This is a genomic window from Arthrobacter sp. MYb213, from assembly GCF_002979915.1.
In the GTDB taxonomy this organism is placed as follows: Bacteria; Actinomycetota; Actinomycetes; order Actinomycetales; family Micrococcaceae; genus Glutamicibacter.
In genome coordinates, this window is sequence record NZ_PCQA01000001.1 from 355434 (window position 1) to 374845 (window position 19412).

Annotated in this window: 21 protein-coding genes; 19 read left to right on the forward strand and 2 right to left on the reverse strand. The window is 59.5% G+C overall.

The annotated features are described in order from the left end of the window. The first annotated feature begins 20 nt into the window (after nt 1-20). From aspS to CQ011_RS01685, 3 genes are all read left to right on the forward strand, one after another. Complete coding sequence (aspS, locus tag CQ011_RS01675) at nt 21-1817, forward strand: aspartate--tRNA ligase (protein ID WP_105674042.1); 1797 nt, start codon at nt 21-23, stop codon at nt 1815-1817. Between the two features lie 147 nt (nt 1818-1964). Continuing rightward, nucleotides 1965-3083 carry a hypothetical protein gene (locus tag CQ011_RS01680; RefSeq protein ID WP_105674044.1) on the forward strand — a complete coding sequence of 373 codons (1119 nt, stop codon included), beginning with the start codon at nt 1965-1967 and terminating at the stop codon, nt 3081-3083. Further along, nucleotides 3076-3405 (forward strand): PadR family transcriptional regulator, encoded by a 330-nt coding sequence (locus CQ011_RS01685; protein WP_105674046.1) that lies wholly within the window; start codon nt 3076-3078, stop codon nt 3403-3405. The genes CQ011_RS01680 and CQ011_RS01685 overlap by 8 nt, the downstream gene beginning before the upstream one ends. On the opposite strand, the gene dtd is transcribed toward CQ011_RS01685, so the two are convergent. Then, nucleotides 3402-3839 carry a D-aminoacyl-tRNA deacylase gene (gene dtd / locus CQ011_RS01690; protein ID WP_105674048.1) on the reverse strand — a complete coding sequence of 146 codons (438 nt, stop codon included), beginning with the start codon at nt 3837-3839 and terminating at the stop codon, nt 3402-3404. The genes CQ011_RS01685 and dtd overlap by 4 nt on opposite strands. Before the next feature lie 158 nt (nt 3840-3997). Between dtd and CQ011_RS01695 the strand changes: the two genes are divergently transcribed. The 14 genes from CQ011_RS01695 (at nt 3998) to nusB (ending at nt 16683) form a co-directional block, all read left to right on the forward strand. Further along, entirely contained in the window at nt 3998-5302 is a 1305-nt protein-coding gene (locus tag CQ011_RS01695) for a replication-associated recombination protein A (protein ID WP_105674966.1), read from the forward strand. Between the two features lie 189 nt (nt 5303-5491). Then, nucleotides 5492-6115, forward strand: a complete 624-nt coding sequence (gene rpsD, locus CQ011_RS01700) for a 30S ribosomal protein S4 (protein ID WP_105674050.1) — start codon at nt 5492-5494, stop codon at nt 6113-6115. A gap of 124 nt (nt 6116-6239) precedes the next feature. Further along, nucleotides 6240-6611, forward strand: a complete 372-nt coding sequence (locus tag CQ011_RS01705; RefSeq protein WP_105674052.1) for a DUF948 domain-containing protein — start codon at nt 6240-6242, stop codon at nt 6609-6611. A gap of 11 nt (nt 6612-6622) precedes the next feature. Next, the gene (locus CQ011_RS01710; RefSeq protein WP_096257770.1) at nt 6623-6832 is read left to right on the forward strand and encodes a hypothetical protein; all 210 of its coding nucleotides are present in this window, start codon (nt 6623-6625) and stop codon (nt 6830-6832) included. A gap of 19 nt (nt 6833-6851) precedes the next feature. Further along, a complete protein-coding gene (gene alaS / locus CQ011_RS01715; protein WP_105674054.1) occupies nt 6852-9542 on the forward strand; it encodes an alanine--tRNA ligase in 2691 nt (896 codons plus the stop codon). After that, nucleotides 9535-10008 carry a Holliday junction resolvase RuvX gene (gene ruvX, locus CQ011_RS01720; RefSeq protein ID WP_105674056.1) on the forward strand — a complete coding sequence of 158 codons (474 nt, stop codon included), beginning with the start codon at nt 9535-9537 and terminating at the stop codon, nt 10006-10008. The genes alaS and ruvX overlap by 8 nt, the downstream gene beginning before the upstream one ends. Before the next feature lie 33 nt (nt 10009-10041). Next, nucleotides 10042-11391: an endolytic transglycosylase MltG gene (gene mltG, locus CQ011_RS01725; RefSeq protein WP_105674058.1), complete on the forward strand. Its 1350-nt coding sequence runs from the start codon at nt 10042-10044 to the stop codon at nt 11389-11391. Then, nucleotides 11391-12218 carry a shikimate dehydrogenase family protein gene (locus CQ011_RS01730; RefSeq protein WP_105674060.1) on the forward strand — a complete coding sequence of 276 codons (828 nt, stop codon included), beginning with the start codon at nt 11391-11393 and terminating at the stop codon, nt 12216-12218. The genes mltG and CQ011_RS01730 overlap by 1 nt, the downstream gene beginning before the upstream one ends. 29 nt (nt 12219-12247) lie before the next feature. After that, a complete protein-coding gene (gene aroC / locus CQ011_RS01735) occupies nt 12248-13447 on the forward strand; it encodes a chorismate synthase (protein WP_105674062.1) in 1200 nt (399 codons plus the stop codon). Beyond that, a complete protein-coding gene (locus CQ011_RS01740; protein WP_105674064.1) occupies nt 13448-13942 on the forward strand; it encodes a shikimate kinase in 495 nt (164 codons plus the stop codon). Between the two features lie 62 nt (nt 13943-14004). Beyond that, complete coding sequence (gene aroB / locus CQ011_RS01745) at nt 14005-15096, forward strand: 3-dehydroquinate synthase (RefSeq protein ID WP_105674066.1); 1092 nt, start codon at nt 14005-14007, stop codon at nt 15094-15096. 2 nt (nt 15097-15098) lie between these two features. Then, the gene (locus CQ011_RS01750; protein WP_105674068.1) at nt 15099-15629 is read left to right on the forward strand and encodes a tol-pal system YbgF family protein; all 531 of its coding nucleotides are present in this window, start codon (nt 15099-15101) and stop codon (nt 15627-15629) included. 83 nt (nt 15630-15712) lie between these two features. Beyond that, on the forward strand, nt 15713-16273 hold the full coding sequence (gene efp / locus CQ011_RS01755) for an elongation factor P (protein ID WP_096257761.1): 561 nt from the start codon (nt 15713-15715) through the stop codon (nt 16271-16273). Continuing rightward, complete coding sequence (gene nusB / locus CQ011_RS01760; RefSeq protein ID WP_096257760.1) at nt 16273-16683, forward strand: transcription antitermination factor NusB; 411 nt, start codon at nt 16273-16275, stop codon at nt 16681-16683. Before efp ends, nusB begins: the two co-directional genes overlap by 1 nt. A 68-nt stretch (nt 16684-16751) precedes the next feature. On the opposite strand, the gene CQ011_RS01765 is transcribed toward nusB, so the two are convergent. Beyond that, the gene (locus CQ011_RS01765; RefSeq protein WP_105674070.1) at nt 16752-17453 is read right to left on the reverse strand and encodes a class I SAM-dependent methyltransferase; all 702 of its coding nucleotides are present in this window, start codon (nt 17451-17453) and stop codon (nt 16752-16754) included. 430 nt (nt 17454-17883) lie between these two features. Between CQ011_RS01765 and pyrR the strand changes: the two genes are divergently transcribed. Both pyrR and CQ011_RS01775 read left to right on the forward strand, forming a co-directional pair. Then, complete coding sequence (pyrR, locus tag CQ011_RS01770; protein ID WP_105674072.1) at nt 17884-18453, forward strand: bifunctional pyr operon transcriptional regulator/uracil phosphoribosyltransferase PyrR; 570 nt, start codon at nt 17884-17886, stop codon at nt 18451-18453. Next, a complete protein-coding gene (locus tag CQ011_RS01775) occupies nt 18450-19412 on the forward strand; it encodes an aspartate carbamoyltransferase catalytic subunit (RefSeq protein WP_105674074.1) in 963 nt (320 codons plus the stop codon). Before pyrR ends, CQ011_RS01775 begins: the two co-directional genes overlap by 4 nt.

The following is a 19412-nucleotide window of genomic DNA, read 5'->3' on the forward strand; positions in this document are numbered from 1 at the left end:
AACCGACCGAAAGGATCGTAGTGCTACGCACTCATCAGCTGGGCGAACTTCGCGCCGAGCACATTTCACAGCAGGTCACCCTCACCGGTTGGGTTGCGCGTCGTCGCGACCACGGTGGCGTGGCGTTCCTCGATCTGCGCGATGCCTCGGGGTTCGCCCAGGTAGTCGTGCGTGATGAAGAGGACTTCCACCCGCTGCGCAATGAATTCGTGTTGCAGATCAAGGGCACCGTTGAGCGTCGTCCGGAGGGCAACGAAAACCCGAACCTGCCCACAGGCGAGATCGAGGTGATCGCCGAAGAGGTGAGCGTGCTGAACACCGCAGCCCCGCTTCCTTTCCAGATCGATGAGCACGTTGAGGTTGGCGAGGAGGCGCGTCTGCGTCACCGCTACCTTGACCTGCGCCGTCCGACCCCGACCCGCAACCTGCGTTTGCGTTCCGAGGTCAACCGTGCCGCACGTAACCTGCTGCACGATGAGGGCTTCGTCGAAATCGAAACTCCAACGCTGACTCGTTCCACCCCGGAAGGCGCCCGCGACTTCGTCGTACCGGCACGCCTTTCCCCGGGCTCCTGGTACGCGTTGCCACAGTCCCCACAGCTGTTCAAGCAGCTGTTGCAGGTCGGCGGCTTTGAAAAGTACTACCAGATCGCTCGTTGCTACCGCGATGAGGATTTCCGTGCGGACCGCCAGCCAGAATTCACCCAGCTGGATATCGAAGCCTCGTTCGTTGAGGAAGATGACATCATCGAGCTCGGTGAGAAGCTGGTTAAGGAAATCTGGTCGTTGATCGACGTGCAGGTTCCTACCCCGATTCGCCGCATGGCGTACTCCGAGGCTATGGCCAAGTACGGCAGCGACAAGCCAGATCTGCGTTTCGGTCTGGAATTGACCGAAATGACCGAATACTTCGCGAACACCTCTTTTAAGGTGTTCCAGTCCGCGTATGTCGGTTCCGTGGTCATGCCAGGTGGCGCATCCCAGCCACGACGCACCCTGGATGCTTGGCAGGAATTTGCTAAGCAGCGCGGTGCCAAGGGTCTTGCCTACGTGCTGCTCAAGGAAGATGGCGAGCTAGCTGGTCCAGTGGCGAAGAACCTGTCCGACGAGGAGAAGGCCGGCTTGGCGCAGGCGACCGGCGCGAAGCCCGGCGACTGCATCTTCTTCTCCGCGGGAGACAAAACCGAATCGCGCGCACTGCTTGGCGCGGTCCGCGTGGAAATCGGTCACCGCACCGGTCTGATCAAGGACGGCGACTGGGCATTCGTCTGGATCGTCGACGCACCTATGTTCGAGCCAGCATCCGCGGCCGTTGCCTCCGGCGACGTGGCAGTGGGCGCCGGCGCCTGGACCGCCGTGCACCACGCGTTCACCAGCCCGAAGCCAGAGTTCATGGACACCTTCGACACCGATCCTGGTTCGGCGCTGTCCTACGCTTATGACATCGTCTGCAACGGTAACGAAATTGGTGGCGGTTCGATCCGTATCCACCAGCGTGAGGTGCAGGAACGTGTCTTCAAGCTGATGGGCGTGTCCGACGAGCAGGCACAGACCCAGTTCGGCTTCCTGCTGGAGGGCTTCAAGTTCGGCGCCCCTCCACACGGCGGCATCGCCCTGGGTTGGGACCGCGTACTGCAGCTACTCACCGGTTCCGAGTCGATCCGCGACGTCATCGCTTTCCCGAAGACCGGTGGCGGTTTTGATCCGCTGACCGCCGCGCCTGCGCCGATCACCCCGGCACAGCGTAAGGAAGCCGGCATCGACTTCAAGCCAGAGAAGAAGAAGGTCGAAGAGACCGCGAAGGCCGAAGCCAAGTAGGCTTAGGGCACTTCGAGAAGCCGGATGGAACGCACTTGCGCGTTCCATCCGGCGTTCTTTTTTAAAAAATAGGTCAGAAGGTGGATTAAGGCCGATTTTAATACTAGGTTAGTTTTCAACCTAGATATTTCGATCCGAGGAGACCACTTGGCCCCGGCAGAACCCAATGCCATCATCGAGCAATACCCCGAAGGCGATCGCCCGTGGGCGGAGGACTTCAGCCTTGCCATGTGGCTCAATGACCTCAACGATTCGCAGCGCGTCCAAGAACTGGAAAATGCGCTGGCTGCCGTTGGTGATAGTGGCCAAGGCGCGGAAGATCTCTTTGGTGATGCAGATGAATACGGCGAAGTCCGGGCCTACTCTCGATTAACACCACAGCAGCTCGCGGATTCGGAGATGTCTATCAACAGCAGCATGCTGTTGCTCGTTGGTTTCGGGCTTGTTGTTGGCCTACTGTGCGCCGGATTTGGCGCTTGGGTCGGATTTCGCGACGGATGGGCTTCGTATTCGTGGCACTTTTGGCAGCTAGCGGCTTTGAGCGCAGGCTCGGGAATCGCCTTATCCGGGCACCTGTGGTGGTTGTACCGACTCAAAGGAAAATTTGCACGATCATGGTCGCTGGGGTTGTCCGGAATAGCAGTTTCCATCGCGGTGGCCGCGCTTATCGCCACATTCGGCGGTGAACAAGCACTGCCCATGCCTAACTGGCTGGCACCGATTCTCGGTATAGCCCTGGCTGTCAGCGTGTTTTGGCTGCCATTTAATGAAGAGCCTGCGGTACCAGGTGATGGCGCCCTAACATTCGCAGAGCCAGAAGCGTGGTTTGCCGAATCCACGCGTTTGCTACGCGGACGTTATGGAATGCGAGCTAAAGAGGCGGCCTTCGTTATGGCACCGGCCCGCGAACACTGGTCCAATATCAGCATGCTGGGAGAGGAAGCCTCGATTCAAGAAGAATTCGGCACTCCGGGCGAATTTGCCATCGGCCTGGGAGTGAACACCGCAAAGGCGTTGCAACGGCGATGGTTAATGCTCCGGTTGCTGCCACTGGCGCTCGTCGGCCTATACGCCCCCAGCCTCGTGGAAGGGTTACTTGCCCCGGACCGCAGCGGATGGGATATCTTCTTCACGGTTTGTATCGTGATTTATGCGGCGCTTTCTTTGTACGAGTTACGCCCAGCAAATCGCGCAGAATATGTGGAATCAAAACTAGCTCAAAGGCGCGCCCATGCCCGTGGCCTGGAAGAAGGCCGCGATGAGTAAGGAGTCGCCATTTCCCGGCAGCTGGCAGCGAGCCATGCTTCCGATGCTTTTGTTGGCTGAACTATCCACGGGGCCAGCTCACGGCTATGCACTGTCCAAATCCCTGCAGGAGCGAAGTTTCGGGCCGGTCAAGGGCGCGACACTTTATCCCGCGTTGGCGAAATTAGAAGCTTCGGGATTTGTGGAAACTCGATGGGAAGAAGGCCAAGGCGGGCCCGGGAGGAAAGTCTACGAACTCTCCGTTGCTGGTCGTACCGAGCTGGACAAGCAGAGCGCAAACTTCGAAATGCTCGCACAATTGGTGAAAGCTATCGTTCGCTAAGCTAACTCGGCCGAATCAACGATCACCGTGAATGGGCCGGTGTTGGTGAGCGACACGTTCATCATCGCGCCAAATTTTCCGGTCGCAACCGTGGCACCTAATTCGCGCAGATAGGTCACGAAGTACTCGTACAGCGGTTCGCTGACCGGACCGGGAGCCGCGTTAGACCACGAGGGGCGTCGGCCCTTGCGCACCGAACCGTAGAGGGTGAACTGGCTGATCACCAATAGCGGAGCGTTGAGGCCAGCGGCCGAGGTTTCATCCTCCATAATGCGCAGTTGCCAGATTTTCTCTGCAACCTTGCGTGCGGTGCCCTGATCATCGTCATGGGTCACACCCAAAAGAATCACCAACCCCGGGGCATCAAGTTTGCCGACGATTTCCCCTTCGACCTCGACGTGGGCGTTGCTGGCAACCTGGATGACGGCGCGCATAGGGCAGGTCCTTTCAGAAGCTGGTCGGTGGCAGCGGTGAAGTGTTGGCCTGCACCGCGCAACTATCAGAATATCGGTAGGGTGGGTGTGTGAACGATTTGCTGGATGCCCTGGATGAAGGTTCGATCAAGCGGCCGCGCCCACCCCTTGCGGTCCGTATGCGCCCCAAGACGCTGGATGAACTAGTCGGCCAAGCGCATCTGCTGGGTCCCGGCTCCCCGCTGCGGCAACTCGCCGAGCATCCCGAAACCGGTTTGGCCGGGCCTGCCAGTGTGATCTTGTACGGCCCGCCAGGTATCGGCAAGACCACCATTGCGCACGTGATTGCCCGCGCCACGGATCGAAAATTTGTGGAGCTTTCGGCGATCACCGCCGGGGTGAAAGACGTCCGCCGAGTCATCGAGCAGGCCAAGGATGACCGCGATCTGCGCGGGGTCACCACGGTGCTTTTCCTCGATGAGATCCACCGCTTTAACAAGGCTCAGCAAGACTCATTGCTTCCCGGGGTAGAGAACCGGGTGGTGGTGCTGGTCGCAGCCACCACCGAGAACCCCTCCTTTTCGGTGATCTCCCCGCTCCTGTCACGTTCCTTACTGCTGACCCTGCGCCCGCTGACCGATGCAGATCTCGCGCAGCTCCTTGACCGTGCGGTGCAGGACGAGCGAGGTTTTGACGCACAGGTAGTTCTACCCGAAGCGCAGCGAGACGCAATCGTCCGGCTAGCTCAAGGCGACGCGCGACGTTCCTTGACGGTGCTGGAGGCCGCCGGGGCAGTGGCCTGGAACGCGTCCGGGACCAAACCGGAACCGCCGATCGAAATCCAGGACGAACACGTCCAGCTCGCCATGGATCAGGCGGTGCAACGTTATGACAAAGACGGCGATCAGCACTACGACATCATCTCCGCGTTCATCAAATCCATTCGCGGCTCCGACGCCGATGCGGCCCTGCACTATTTGGCGCGCATGCTCTCCGCCGGGGAGGACCCGCGGTTTATCGCCCGCCGGCTGATGATCAGCGCCAGCGAGGACATCGGTATGGCCGACTCCAGCGCCCTGCCGTTGGCGGTGGCAGCGGCCCAATCGGTAGCGTTGATCGGCATGCCTGAGGCGCGGCTGATCCTTGGGCACGCCACCGTGCATCTGGCCACCGCGCCGAAATCAAACGCCGCCTATACCGCAATCAATGAGGCCATCGCCGACGTGAACGCGGGCAAGGGTTCGCTGGTCCCGGACCACCTGCGCGACGCGCACTATCCGGGAGCCAAGCAGTTGGGCCACGGCGTCGGCTACATTTATTCGCACGACGCCCCGCATTCGATCGCTAGCCAGCAGTATTTGCCCGACGATCTGCTCGGCACCAACTACTACCGGCCCACGGCCAATGGCACCGAACGAACGCTCGGTGATCGGCTGGCTAAACTACGCGAAATTATCCGACGTAAAGACAAGAAGAAACGATAGCGAGCTACGTTACAAGAGTCCGTTGTGGGGTTCGCATTCGTGTAGACTTGATCTTTGGCTGGCAAGCCTTGTCGTTGTTGCGAGTAATCGTAGGGTCGGCAGGTTGTAGTGGTCGAGGGCCGCGACGCCCCAACACTCTCCGTCCCGGAGGCCAGTAGATTCCGTCGCTAAAACGAAAAGGACACACTTATGGCTAACGCCCGTGCCCGCCGTACCGTGCGCCTCTCGCGCGCACTCGGCCTTGCCCTGACTCCAAAAGCTGAAAAGTACATGGAGCGTCGTCCCTACGGTCCCGGCCAGCATGGTCGCGCCCGCAAGAAGCAGGACAGCGACTACGCGGTACGTCTGCGCCAGAAGCAGCGTCTTCGTGCCCAGTACGGCATCCGCGAAGTTCAGATGCTTAACGCTTTCAAGGAAGCAAAGCGCCTCGGCGGCCAGACCGGTGACAACCTGTTGGCACTGCTCGAGTCCCGTCTAGACGCTCTGGTTCTGCGTGCAGGCTTCGCCCGCACCATCCAGCAGGCTCGTCAGCTAGTTGTGCACCGCCACATCCTAGTTAACGGCCAGCGCGTGGACCGTCCATCGTTCAAGGTGCAGCCGGGTCAGATGATCCACGTGCACGAACGCAGCGAGACGATGGTTCCTTTCCAGATGGCAGCAGCCGGAGAGCACGCAACCGTGCTTCCAGCAGTTCCTGCTTACCTGGACGTAAAGCTGGAAGCCTTGCAGGCTACCTACCTGCGCACTCCTGAGCGCGCAGAGATCCCAGTGACTTGCGAAGAGAACCTCGTGGTCGAGTACTACGCACGCTAAACTTAGTGTGTGTTTGGTGGCCCGCAACCGACTCGGTTGCGGGCCACTGGCTTAACTACCTTTAATCGCCTTCGGTTCGATAAGGTGGACTGGCAGCAAGCACCCAAAGCAGAAGAGGAAGCACATGTCGGGTTCGGATATTGCAGGGCTCATCGCGGCCGGCGTCTTTGCCATCTTGGTGGCACTGTTGGCCGTACCAATTATCAAGTTGGGCAAGGTGTTTGATGAGCTTCGAAACTCGATCAAAGACATTTCCGACGGGACCACTCCGCTGATCGGCGAGGTTGCTAACACGGTGGCCACGACCAATGACCAGCTCAAGAAGGTCGACGCGATCACCTCAAACGTCTCCGATGCGAGCGCCAACGTCTCCGCGCTGTCCTCCTTGGTGGCAGCCACGGTGGGTAAGCCACTGATCAAGGTCGCAGCTTTCACCTCGGGTGTGAAGGCTGCGATGAACGCGAATGCCAGCGGCAAGGGCCGCCGTAGCCGTTAGGGGAGACTAGAATGAAGAAGCTTTTGTGGGTTGTTATTGGCGTGGGCGTCGGAGTCCTCGCCACCAAGAAATACACCGAAGTATCCTCCGGGGCGGCACTAAACCGTCAGGTCGGTAAGTATGCCGACCGCATCTCGGAGGTTGTGGGAGCATTCCGTGAGGGAATGAACTCCCGCGAAGTAGAACTACGTTCCGCCTTAGGCGTGGACACCGCTAAGTGAAGGGACCATCCGTAACACGATGAAAACGCAGGAAATTGCACGCCGCTGGGTAGACTTCTTCGTCTCCAAGGGGCACACGGCGGTACCCAGCGCGTCGCTGGTCTCATCTGACCCTTCGCTGCTCTTTACGGTGGCCGGCATGGTCCCGTTCATCCCTTACCTCACCGCGCAGGAAGAGCCGCCATACACGCGTGCCACCTCGGTGCAGAAGTGCATCCGCACCGGTGACATCGAAGAGGTCGGTAAGACCTCACGCCACGGCACCTTCTTCCAGATGTGCGGCAACTTCTCCTTCGGCGATTACTTCAAGCGCGAAGCAATCCACTTCGCCTGGGAACTGCTCACCGGTTCGATCGAAGACGGCGGCTACGGACTAGATAAGGCTCGGCTCTGGGTCACCGTCTACGAGGACGGCGACGAAAAAGACACCGAGGCTCGCAGCATCTGGGAAGACGAGATCGGTATGCCTACCGAACGCGTGGTAGGTACCGGTAAGGAAGATAACTACTGGAACACCGGCCAGCCGGGCCCCGGTGGCCCCTGCTCGGAAATCTACTACGACCGCGGCCCAGCCTACGGTGTAGATGGCGGCCCAGCCGTCGACGAGACCCGTTTTGTCGAGATCTGGAACCTCGTCTTCATGCAGTACCGACTTTCCGCGGTACGCTCCAAAACCGACTTTGATGTTGCCGGCGAACTGCCTAAGCGCAATATCGATACCGGTCTAGGTCTGGAACGTCTGGCAATGATCTTGCAGGGCGTGGAGAACATGTACGAAACCGATCAGCTGCGCCCGGTGCTTGACAAGGCCGCTCAACTGGCCGGCATCGAATACACCTCCACCGAGGACCCGGAAGATCCGAACCACGCCAACGACGTGCGCCTGCGCATGATCGCTGACCACACCCGCTCCTCGCTGATGCTCATCTCCGATGGCGTCACCCCGGGTAACGAAGGCCGCGGCTACGTACTGCGCCGACTGATCCGCCGTGCCGTGCGCGCGCTACGTCTCATGGGCGTGGACACCGCGGTACTGCCAGAGTTGCTGCCGGTCTCACGTGACGCGATGAAGGGTGTTTACCCTATCGTCGCCGAAGACTTCGAACGTATTGCACGTATCGCTTACGCAGAAGAGCGCGCCTTTAGCCGCACCATCGCCTCGGGCACCATCCGACTCGACGACGCGCTGAAATCCGCTCGAGCCGAAGGACATAACCTCTCCGGTGATGACGCTTTCGCCCTACATGACACCTTCGGATTCCCGATCGACCTGACCTTGGAAATTGCTTCCGAGGCCGGGCTTGCGGTGGATGAGAAGCGCTTCCGCGAACTGATGACCGAACAGCGCACCCGCGCCCAGAAGGACGCCAAGTCCAAAAAGGGTGGGCACGCTGACCTGAGCGTCTTCAACCAGTTAGCGCAGGCCGGCAAGGTCAACTTCACCGGTTATGACACGCTTGTGGGTGAATCAAAGATCCGCGGCATCGTCTCTAACGGTGCGGTGGTGAACTACGCCGAACAGGGTCAAGAAATTGACCTGGTACTCGACGAGACCCCGTTCTACGCCGAATCTGGCGGTCAAGCCGGCGATATCGGCTTGATCACCGGCGACGGCTTCGTGCTGGAGGTCACCGATGTGCAGGCTCCGGTGAAGGGGCTCAACGTCCACAAGGTGATCGTGCGCGAGGGTGAACTTCCCGCCGACGCACTGGTGCGCACCCAGGTAGATGCGATCCGTCGTCACTCCGGTGAGCAGGCCCACTCGGCCACCCACCTGGTGCATGCGGCCTTGCGTCAATTACTAGGCGACACCGCTACCCAGGCCGGTTCCTTCAACAAGGCAGGCTACCTACGCTTTGACTTCTCCTGGACCGAGGCACTCTCGGCTCAGGCACGCACCGAGGTGGAAGAGGTCGTGAACCTCGCGATCGCCGCCAACCACCAGGTGGTCACCAACGAGATGGCTTTGGCCCAAGCGCAGCAGCTGGGTGCGATGAGCCTGTTCGGTGAAAAGTACGGCAGCGCGGTGCGCGTCGTTGAGATGAACGGCGCCTGGTCCCGCGAGTTGTGCGGTGGCACCCACGTGCCAACCACCTCACGCATCGGCCAGCTCACCTTGCTTTCCGAAGCATCGGTCGGTTCGGGCAACCGCCGCGTCGAAGCGCTGGTAGGCATGGAGGCCTTCCGTCACGGAGCGGCCGAACGTGCCCTCGTGTCCGAGCTTTCCGGCCTCTTCCGGGTGCCGTCAAATCAGGTTTCCGAGCGGGTCAATGACACCGTGGCGAAGCTGAAGGCAGCGGAGAAGCAGATCGCCGAGCTGAAGAGCCAGGCGATGCTCGCACAGTCGGCCAAGCTGTTGGAGAAGGTCGAGACTATCGGCCAAACCCGGCTCTTGGCACACAATGCGGGGGCCATCGATTCGGCCGACGCGCTGCGCACCATGGCGTTGGACCTGCGTGGCAAGCTCGGTAGCGAAGCGGCGGTCATCGTGCTGATCGGCGAGTCAAACTCCCGTCCGCTGGTGCTCGCGGTGACTAACGATGAGGCGCGCAGCAACGGCTTTAAGGCCGGCGCGCTGGTTCGTACCGCAACCGGGGTACTCGGCGGCGGTGGCGGCGGCAAGGACGATATGGCTCAGGGCGGCGGTCAGGACGTGTCAAAGATCGATGACGCGCTGGTAGCAATTCGGGCGGCACTTGCCAATGGCTAATATTGCGTTCGGCGTCGACGTGGGTCTGGCCCGCGTCGGCGTCGCCGTGTCCGATCCCTCCGGAATCCTCGCCACCCCGGTGATGACACTGCGCAGGGACCTGAAGAAAAACTCTGATCGACGCATGTTATTACGCATGATCGTTGACCGGGGGGTCTCAGAGGTATTCATCGGTGAACCGAAATCACTGGCTGGAAACTCAACCGAATCCACAAAAATGGCGCGTGACTACGCGATTGCCTTGGCGGAAGAGGCAAATGAGGCTAATATCGAGGTTGGAATTTTTTTGGTTGATGAACGTTTGAGCACGGTTAGTGCCCATCGTTCATTGCATGCCTCAGGTCGTCGCATGCAAGATCACCGCCAGGTCGTTGACCAGGTGGCAGCCGTCGAAATCCTGCAACAAGTGCTTGAAATGCGTCGCAACTCCGTGCGTGTGCAAGCCAGCCGTATCGTGTTGAAATAACGGCGCGACGCGAGAAACCACTTGGGAGAATTAATGCGAGATGAAGCCCGCCGCAAACGGCAGCGTGAAACCCACTCCGAGCTTTACGCACGTTTTGCTGCCGGGCAACGCTCGGTTTTACCCGATGCATCCAGCCCTGAGCTGACCGGTGGGGGAGTCTATCTTGATGCCGCCGCTGGCGCGCCAGAGCATGCTCCACTTCAATCTGCACCAGTGGCACAGGATTTCTCGCAGTCCGAACCCGAGTATCTCGACGAGACCGGCACGCAGCAGGCGTTGCGTGCCGGCTCGGCGGGCACCGGCGGCAAGGCGCGCAAAAAACGTAGCAAACGCCGCCGTAACCTGGTGATGCTGGCAACTTTCCTCATTTTTGCCCTGGTGGTTGCCGGATCTTTCTACTTCATTCGATCGCTGTACAAGCAGTTTAATCCCGATGATTACCCAGGCCCCGGCGGCCAAACGGTGGAATTCACCGTGGAAGACGGGTGGGGTCCGGCACTGATTTCGCGCAAACTCGACGACCTTGACGTCGTGGCCAGCGACAAACTGTTCATGTCGGCCATCGACAATTCGGATGCCAAAAGCAAACTCATCCACCCCGGCACCTACCTGCTCAAAACGCAGATGCCTGCCGCTGCGGCCGCCGACGAGTTAATCGACAAACGACCAGACAAGGTCTTCTACATCGGGCTGAAGGCAAATATGCGCCTAAGCGCTACCTTGGAAGAGATTGCCAAGGGGTCGGGCCTGAAACTTGAAAGCCTTCGTAAACTGGCTGATCAACCAGAAAAGTTTGGGCTACCCAAGGAATCACCAAACCTTGAAGGCTGGTTGCACCCCGGAGAATACCGTTTCCCGTTGGACACCAAGGCCAACGAGGTACTAACAACGATGGTTGACTCCACCAAAAAGGCGTTGACCGACGCCGGCGTGAGCGACCTCAGCGAAGGTTACCAGGCGCTGAAGATCGCCTCCATTTTGCAGGCCGAAGCCACCCCGAAGGATTACGAGGTCGTCTCCGGAGCCATCCGGAACCGGCTGGACCCAAGTAATAACGAAACTCATGGCCTGCTGCAGACCGACTCCACCGTGATTTATGGGCTGAACCGCTACTCACTGCAGTTCACTAAGGCGGAGAAGAAAGACGCGGGCAACAAGTACAACACCTACGTACACACCGGTCTGCCACCCACCCCGATCGGCTCCCCGGCCAGCTCAGCGATCAACGCCGCGGTGAACCCACAGGATAACGGCTTCTACTATTGGGTCACCGTGAACACCCAAACCGGAGAGACGAAATTTGCCTCCACCTACGCCGAACATCAGGTCAACCACGCACAGTTCAGCGCCTGGTGTGACGCAAACCCTGAGGTCTGCAAGTAATGCGCGCGGCGGTACTCGGCCAGCCGATCAGCCATTCCAAGTCTCCGACCCTGCACCGGGCCGCCTATGCGTTGCTCGGCGCAGACATTGCCTACGAGGCGATTGAGCTAGCTCCGGGTGACGCCGGCGAATTCGCGCAACAGCTGCGTGTTAACCAGTGGGCCGGCTGCTCGGTGACGATGCCGCTCAAAGATGTCTTCGTGCCCCTGATGGACGAGGTCTCGGACCGCGTGGCTCGGCTCGGCGCGCTGAACACCATTGTGGTGCGCAGCGACGGGCGACTCTTCGGCGAGAACACGGACGTTGATGGAATCGTGTTGGCCTTATCCGACGCGGGCGTGAAGCACAGTAACCAGGCCACCCTACTTGGCGCGGGAAATACCGCGTTGGCGGCTATTGAGGCCGCCGGTGAACTGGGCACTACCGAACTGAAGCTTGTAGTCCGTGATGCGGCCCGCGCGATCCGCGCCAGCCACTTAGCCCAAGAGCTCGGAATGCGCGTAGAACTGCTTGAGGTCGACCAGCTCGTCGAGCACGGAATTACCGCCGATCCACTGGTGATCAGCACCTTGCCCCCGCGTGCGGCGGATAGTTGGGTGAATCAACTGGGCGCCGGAGACGGCGTGCTCTTGGACGTCGCCTATGACCCTTGGCCCAGCGCACTGGCACAAAACTGGACTGGAACGGTGATTTCCGGGCTTCACATGCTGGTGCATCAAGCGGTGGAACAAGCCCGATATTTCAGCGCTTTACCCTTCGACGGGCCAACCCGTGAAAACGTCACAAATGCGATGTATCACTCACTTGGGCTTCATCGACGCGGTTAAAGAAGCCATGTCATGGCAAAATAGAATCCATGTTGCGTTGGTTGACGGCGGGCGAATCACACGGCCCGGCACTCGTTGGAATTCTTGAAGGCCTACCCGCCGGAGTCTCGGTGGACAGTGAAGTGGTGCGCGATGCGCTCGCTCGGCGACGTCTTGGCTACGGCCGAGGCGCGCGAATGAAATTTGAAAAGGATCAGGTCAGCTTCCTCGGTGGCGTGCGCCACGGTAAAACCCAGGGTGGCCCGATCGCCATTGAAATCGGGAATACCGAATGGCCTAAGTGGGAACGCGTGATGAACGCGGACCCGGTAGACCTCGACGAACTGGCCTCGATGGCGCGTAACGCCCCATTAACCCGGCCACGTCCGGGCCATGCCGACTTCACCGGCATGCAAAAATACGGGTTCGACGACGCCCGTCCGGTGCTCGAGCGCGCCAGCGCCCGAGAGACCGCCGCCCGCGTCGCCCTCGGCTCGGTAGCCCAAGCGTTCCTCGCGGGCCTTGGCATCGAACTTGTTTCACACACCACCGCTATTGGTGCGATCGCCGCCCCGGTGGACGCACCGCTGCCAACCCTGGCCGACGTAGCTGCACTAGACGCCGATCCACTGCGTTGTTTCCACGGCGAAACCAGCGCGGCAATGGTTCTTGAGGTTGATGACGCGCATAAGGCGGGGGAGACCCTGGGCGGTGTGGTTGAGGTGCTCGCCTACAACCTGCCTCCGGGCATCGGCTCCTACGTACACTGGGATCGCCGCTTAGATTCACGTCTGGCCGGAGCCCTGATGGGGATCCAGGCCATCAAGGGTGTTGAAGTCGGCGACGGTTTCCTTACCGCAGCGCGTCGCGGCTCGGCCGCGCACGATGCAATTATCCCGGCCGAATCCGGCGGAATTAAGCGTGAGACCAATCGTGCCGGCGGCATCGAAGGCGGCATGTCCATCGGCGAGGTGCTGCGCGTACGCGCTGCCATGAAGCCGATCGCCACCGTGCCTCGCGCGCTAGCCACCATCGACACCGCCACCGGTGAAGAAACCACCGCGCACCATCAGCGTTCGGACGTCTGTGCGGTTCCGGCCGCCGGTGTCGTCGCCGAGGCAATGGTCGCACTGGTCCTGGCGCAGTCGTTGCTAGAAAAGTTCGGCGGCGACTCGCTGAATGAAACTAAGCGCAATATCGACAGCTACCTGGCGAATATTCCTAGCTCGCTGGGCTCGACCGGGGTCTAAATGATTTACCTGATTGGTCCGATGGCCAGCGGCAAGTCCACCGTGGGCAAGTCGCTGGCTAAGGCCTTGGGCACCAGCTTTGCCGATTCTGACGCGCATATTGTCGCCCAACATGGGTCGATCGCACAGATTTTCGCCGAACACGACGAGGCTTACTTCCGTGACCTTGAGGTCGAGGCGCTGACACAACTGCGTGCAGGGGTGATCGCCACCGGTGGCGGCGCGGTATTGCGCGAAGAAAATCAACAGCTGTTGCGCGGCGGTACGGTCATCTATTTAGCGATGAATTTGGAGACCGCAAAGCGCCGCCTCGCGGGGGATACGCACCGCCCACTGCTGGCTGGTGATCAAACCCTCACTACCTGGTCTCGGCTCTATGAGACTCGCAAAGAAATTTACAAAAACCTCGCTGATCTGACCTTACAGGTTGATAATTTGAGTCTCGCGCAACTCGTTGAGGCGATCGAGTCTCATGTGATTCACGCCACGAGATAGCAAAACCTGCAACGCTCCCGCGTAGGCTGGATAGATCAGCACCATCAGGAGGAACGTCAAGGATGCCACTCGCACCAACCACACTTCAGGTCACCGGAGCCACTGCGGCGGAGTCATATCCGGTGATGGTCGGTAACGGCTTACTGGGAGAATTGCCCGCACTTTTGGGTCCGGCAGTTAAAAAGGTTCTGGTTATCCATCCTCGTGCCTTGCGCGCCACCGGTGACGTCGTTCGCGACGATCTGGAAAAGGCCGGGCTCACCTCGCTGACCGCGGAAATTCCCGACGCTGAAGAAGGCAAGCACATTCAGGTTGCCTCCTTCTGTTGGGAAGTACTGGGCAAGAACGACTTCACCCGCAGTGACGCAATTGTCGCCGTGGGCGGCGGAGCGGTCACCGACCTCGCAGGCTTCGTGGCTGCCACCTGGCTGCGCGGAGTGAAGGTTATCCACGTGCCAACCTCGCTGTTGGCTATGGTCGACGCCGCCGTGGGCGGCAAAACCGGTATCAACACCGCCGAGGGTAAAAACCTCGTCGGATCCTTCCACCCTCCGGCCGGCGTACTGGCTGACCTCGACGCGCTAGCGACCCTGCCTAAGCACGAGCTGGTCACCGGCCTAGCCGAGGCAGTGAAGTGCGGGTTCATCGCCGATGAGCGCATCTTGGAACTGATCGAAGAAGATCCCGAAGATGCGATCCGCGCCGACAGTGACCGGCTACGCGAAATTATCGAACGCACCATCGCGGTGAAGGTTGAGGTGGTTTCGCGCGACCTGAAGGAAGCGGGGGACCGCGAGTTCCTGAACTACGGCCACACCCTGGCCCACGCGATCGAACTATCCGAGCGCTACAACATGCGTCACGGCGCGGCAGTGTCCATCGGACTGTGCTTCGCCGCAGAGCTGGGCCGCTCCGTGGGGCACACCCCCGACGCGGTCACCGATCGGCACTTCAGCATCCTGAAGTCCTTGGGCCTGCCGACCAGCTACCGCAACGACAAGTGGATGGCGTTGCTAGACGGCATGAAGCGCGATAAGAAGACCCGTGGCGATCAACTACGTTTTGTAGTGCTCGACGCCATCGGTAAACCACGTATTTACGAGGTGCCGGATAACTCGCTGTTATTCGCCGCCTACCAGGAAATCGGAGAGTAAGCATGAGCGAGTTCACCGCATACGCCATTGACGTCGCATCGGTAAACCACGAAGGCGTGGGAACCTCCATCGACGGCGTACTAATCGACCCGAACACGCTGCGCCCTTTCATCAACGATGAGCAGGCCGCCGATCGTTCGATGGCCAACGGCACGCCTACCGACCAAGTGGTGATCCACATGGCTCGTGGCGAGCTCGCGCTGGCCGGTAATCTGATTGCCGAATCACGTTTTGAAGACCCCACCAATGCGCACTTACGCGTGCTGGACACCGAATTGACCCGTTTACAAGGTGATTTCGATCGCGCTATCAACCGCTTGCGCAAGCTGGTGGATGAATTTTCGGGCACCTACTACGAGCCTCTGATGCAGCACCACCTGGGCATGTCATTCTTTGCAAAAGGTGACTACAAGGCAGCAGTGACCCGGTTCCGCACCGCATTGGAGCAGCGTGAGCAGATGGGTTCTTCGCAGCATTTGCTCAACGCGTCGGCCGGTTGTTTACGACTGGCCGAGGAACGTGCACAAAATTAGTCATTAGCGCGGTTTGCTATAGTGATAAATGGATTTTTGATAATGCCGGTGTATGCCGGCAAAAAATAGAGGATTGAGGACCCGTGGCGGATACAACTGACATCAAAAATGGTCAGGTCATCAAGATTGACGGCCAGCTTTTTACCATCATCGACTTCCAGCACGTTAAGCCAGGCAAGGGCGGCGCTTTCGTCCGTACCAAGATGCGCAACGTGATGTCCGGAAAGGTCTTGGATAAGACCTACAACGCCGGCACCAAAATTGAGCTGGCCACCGTTGACCGCCGCGATTACCAGTACCTCTACCAGGACGGTGAAGACTACGTCTTCATGAACCTGGAAGATTACGACCAGATCACCGTTTCCGGAGTTACCGTTGGCGACGCAGCAGGTTACCTGTTGGAGAACCAGGAACTGACCATCGCAATGTACGACGGCAGCCCACTGTACCTGGAACTGCCAGCATCGGTCGTTCTGGAAATCACCTACACCGAGCCGGGCCTACAGGGCGACCGCTCCTCGGCTGGCACCAAGAACGCAACCTTGGAGACCGGTCTGGAAATCCAGGTTCCACTGTTCGTTGAGCAGAACACCAAGGTGAAGGTTGATACCCGCACCGGCGATTACCTGGGACGTGTCTCCTAGTGAGGGCTCGCGCTAAGGCGCGACGTCGTGCACTTGAGTTTCTGTTTGAAGCCGAGGCCCGCGACGTTGATGCGCTTAGTGTAGCGATCGGCCGCCGCGACAATTCTGACATCGTACTTAACGAGTACTCGTTGACGATCCTTGAAGGCGTTATGGCCCACCTGGACCGCATCGACGAGGTCCTTGAGAGCTACGTCAAGGGCTGGACCATCGAGCGTATGCCAGGCGTTGACCGCATGGCGCTGCGTATCGGTGTCTGGGAAATCCTGTACAACGACGACGTTCCGGACGCGGTTGCCGTGGCCGAGGCGGTTGTGAACGTACGTGAACTATCCACCGACGAATCTCCAGAATTCGTCAACGGTGTGCTCGGACGCATTCAGAGCGTCAAGGACACCCTGATCGACTAATCCTCGACTTCATAATCTACCGAGAGCCGGAACCTGCTGGGTTCCGGCTCTCGGTATTTAAGCCGGGCTTACCCGGCGCGCAGCACGAAGAAGACGAAACTCAAAAACGCGTCACGATCCTTTAAATTCTCCGGGATTAGCTCATCGGGCGCGTCCTTGGAGTAGGGCGGCTCGCTGATCAGCTCGATGCTGAACCCGGCCTGCGCAAAAGCATCGGACATCGCATGCAGCGGTCGGTGCCAGTAGCTCAGGCTGCCTGGCTGACCGTTAAATTCGAGTTCATCGGTGTACTTCGTGGTTTTAAAGTACTGGACACCCTGATGAGTGAGCGGGTAGAGCAGTGGGTGGTTCACCGACATCAGTAGCCGCCCGCCAGGCTTAAGCACCCGGCGCATCTCGGTCAGCGAGGGTCCCCAGTCTTGCAAATAGTGGAACACCAATGATGCGCAGGCATCGTCAAAAGTGTTCTCCGCGTAGGGCAGTGGTGCACCAAGGTCAGCGCGTTGCAGATCGACTTGGTCGCCGAGCCTGCGTCGGGCAATATCGAGCATGGCTTCACTAGCATCAAAGCCGTCAACCGTGGCCCCACGCCGGACCAATTCTTCGATGAGCACCCCACCGCCGCAGCCGACATCAAGAATTGTTTTGCCGCGCACTTGCCCGGCGAGCTTCAGCATCGCCGGGCGTTCATAGTAGGCGTTGAGCAGGCTGGTTTCATTTTCGGCGTTGTACACCTTAGCGAAAGTGTCGTAGTTAGTGTCTTGACTCATTGGTGAAACCGGTCCATTCCTCGCAGGTCGCTGAATTTTTCAGGCTAACAGCCATGCCGGTGAGTCAGCTTCGAAGATCTTGCCGGTCAGCTGATAGTTCTTTGTTAGTTTGGGTTTTGTTACGCCGGTGTGTGTCGCTCGTGAACGACAAACCTTGAGGAGCTACATCACACTCTGCGGTCCTCTCTGCCCCTGCCGGTGTGCTCAAAGCGACAGGAATATGCTCATCGAGCACGACAAAGAGCGCGAATTAGCGCACTTTGTCGTGGATCATTGCGGCGCGAACCGTGCGCTGTGAAAGAAGTCATAGGCTATTCACGGGTATGCATAGGTTTCCGCTAGGGAATGATGGGCGGATCGTGATAATTTGAACTAGCAATATTCCTTTAAATCCCGTCCCGTGAGGCGGAGAAGGGAGAGGTGCACACCGATGAATGAAAATTCACAGCACGATGTGGCTCGCACGGTTTTGACCGGCGAAGACATCGAACGTGTACTGACCCGTGTGGCCTTCGAAATTATCGAAGCCAACAAGGGCACCGAAGATCTGGTGCTGCTAGGCATTCCGAGTCGCGGTTATCCGCTGGCCCAACGACTAGCCGAACGCATCGCCGCTTCGACGCCGAACCAGCTAGACCCCGCGTCGTTGGTCGGACAGCTAGACATCACCATGTACCGTGACGATCTGCGTCACTCCACCACCCGCACCCCGGCGCCTACGCGCCTGCCTGCAGGTGGTATCGACGGCAAGGTGGTCGTACTGGTGGACGATGTACTTTATTCCGGTCGCACCATTCGCGCCGCGTTGGACGCGCTCTCGGACTGGGGACGGCCACGCATTGTGCGTCTGGCCGTACTTATTGATCGCGGGCACCGCGAGCTGCCGATTCGTGCGGACCATGTAGGCAAGAACCTGCCCACCGCAAAAAGCGAAAAGGTGCGTGTACACCTGGCCGAAATCGACGGAAGCAACGAAGTGATCATCGAGGCCAGCGCATGAAGCACCTGCTATCCACCGCGGATTTGAGCCGCGAAGAAGCCATCGCCATCTTGGATATTGCCGAAGAAATGCGCGAAACCGGCACCCGTCAGGTGAAAAAACTTCCGGCCTTGCGTGGACGTACCGTGGTGAACCTATTTTTTGAGGACTCCACTCGCACCCGCATCTCCTTCGAAGCGGCCGCCAAGCGGTTGAGCGCCGACGTGATCAACTTTTCGGCGAAGGGCTCCTCGGTCTCCAAGGGCGAATCGCTGAAGGACACCGCGCAGACGCTGCTGGCCATCGGTGCGGACGCGGTAGTGATCCGCCACCCTGACTCCGGGGCGCCGGCACGACTGGCTGCCACCGACTGGATCGGGTTGCCGATCGTCAACGCCGGAGATGGCACCCACGAACATCCCACCCAGGCCTTGCTCGACGCGTTTACGCTGCGCCGCCAGTTAGCGCTGCGCGAGGGCGTCTCTCCGGTAGGCCGGGGCTTGGACGGGCTGAAGGTCGCGATCGTCGGTGACATCCTGCATAGTCGGGTGGCCCGCTCAAATTTGTGGCTACTAAACACGCTGGGCGCTTCGGTGACCATGGTAGCCCCGCCCACGCTCCTGCCGGTCGGCGCGAGCGCTTGGCCGTGCAAAATTAGTTACTCGCTGGACGCGGTGATCGAGACCGGGGTCGACGCGGTGATGATGTTGCGTGTGCAAGGTGAGCGGATGCGGGCAGCGTTCTTCCCAAATCCCCGAGAATACTCGCGCTACTGGGGACTGGATGACACCCGCCTCAAAGCGCTGGAAGCCAAGGGGCACGACACGCTGATCTTGCACCCTGGCCCGATGAACCGTGGTCTTGAAATATCCTCGGCTGCCGCCGATTCGCCACACTCGATGGTCCTGGAACAGGTCACCAACGGCGTTGCGGTCCGCATGGCTAGCCTCTACATGCTGCTTTCCGGCGACCTGATCTAA

What these genes read in the sequence shown, in the direction of transcription:
- CQ011_RS01685 (WP_105674046.1), top strand. Translation starts at nt 3,076, where the DNA reads ATGAGTAAGGAGTCGCCATTTCCCGGCAGCTGGCAGCGAGCCATGCTT.
- dtd (WP_105674048.1), bottom strand. Translation starts at nt 3,839, where the DNA reads ATGCGCGCCGTCATCCAGGTTGCCAGCAACGCCCACGTCGAGGTCGAA.
- CQ011_RS01695 (WP_105674966.1), top strand. Translation starts at nt 3,998, where the DNA reads ATGCGCCCCAAGACGCTGGATGAACTAGTCGGCCAAGCGCATCTGCTG.
- rpsD (WP_105674050.1), top strand. Translation starts at nt 5,492, where the DNA reads ATGGCTAACGCCCGTGCCCGCCGTACCGTGCGCCTCTCGCGCGCACTC.
- CQ011_RS01705 (WP_105674052.1), top strand. Translation starts at nt 6,240, where the DNA reads ATGTCGGGTTCGGATATTGCAGGGCTCATCGCGGCCGGCGTCTTTGCC.
- CQ011_RS01710 (WP_096257770.1), top strand. Translation starts at nt 6,623, where the DNA reads ATGAAGAAGCTTTTGTGGGTTGTTATTGGCGTGGGCGTCGGAGTCCTC.
- alaS (WP_105674054.1), top strand. Translation starts at nt 6,852, where the DNA reads ATGAAAACGCAGGAAATTGCACGCCGCTGGGTAGACTTCTTCGTCTCC.
- ruvX (WP_105674056.1), top strand. Translation starts at nt 9,535, where the DNA reads ATGGCTAATATTGCGTTCGGCGTCGACGTGGGTCTGGCCCGCGTCGGC.
- mltG (WP_105674058.1), top strand. Translation starts at nt 10,042, where the DNA reads ATGCGAGATGAAGCCCGCCGCAAACGGCAGCGTGAAACCCACTCCGAG.
- CQ011_RS01730 (WP_105674060.1), top strand. Translation starts at nt 11,391, where the DNA reads ATGCGCGCGGCGGTACTCGGCCAGCCGATCAGCCATTCCAAGTCTCCG.
- aroC (WP_105674062.1), top strand. Translation starts at nt 12,248, where the DNA reads ATGTTGCGTTGGTTGACGGCGGGCGAATCACACGGCCCGGCACTCGTT.
- CQ011_RS01740 (WP_105674064.1), top strand. Translation starts at nt 13,448, where the DNA reads ATGATTTACCTGATTGGTCCGATGGCCAGCGGCAAGTCCACCGTGGGC.
- aroB (WP_105674066.1), top strand. Translation starts at nt 14,005, where the DNA reads ATGCCACTCGCACCAACCACACTTCAGGTCACCGGAGCCACTGCGGCG.
- CQ011_RS01750 (WP_105674068.1), top strand. Translation starts at nt 15,099, where the DNA reads ATGAGCGAGTTCACCGCATACGCCATTGACGTCGCATCGGTAAACCAC.
- CQ011_RS01765 (WP_105674070.1), bottom strand. Translation starts at nt 17,453, where the DNA reads ATGAGTCAAGACACTAACTACGACACTTTCGCTAAGGTGTACAACGCC.
- pyrR (WP_105674072.1), top strand. Translation starts at nt 17,884, where the DNA reads ATGAATGAAAATTCACAGCACGATGTGGCTCGCACGGTTTTGACCGGC.
- CQ011_RS01775 (WP_105674074.1), top strand. Translation starts at nt 18,450, where the DNA reads ATGAAGCACCTGCTATCCACCGCGGATTTGAGCCGCGAAGAAGCCATC.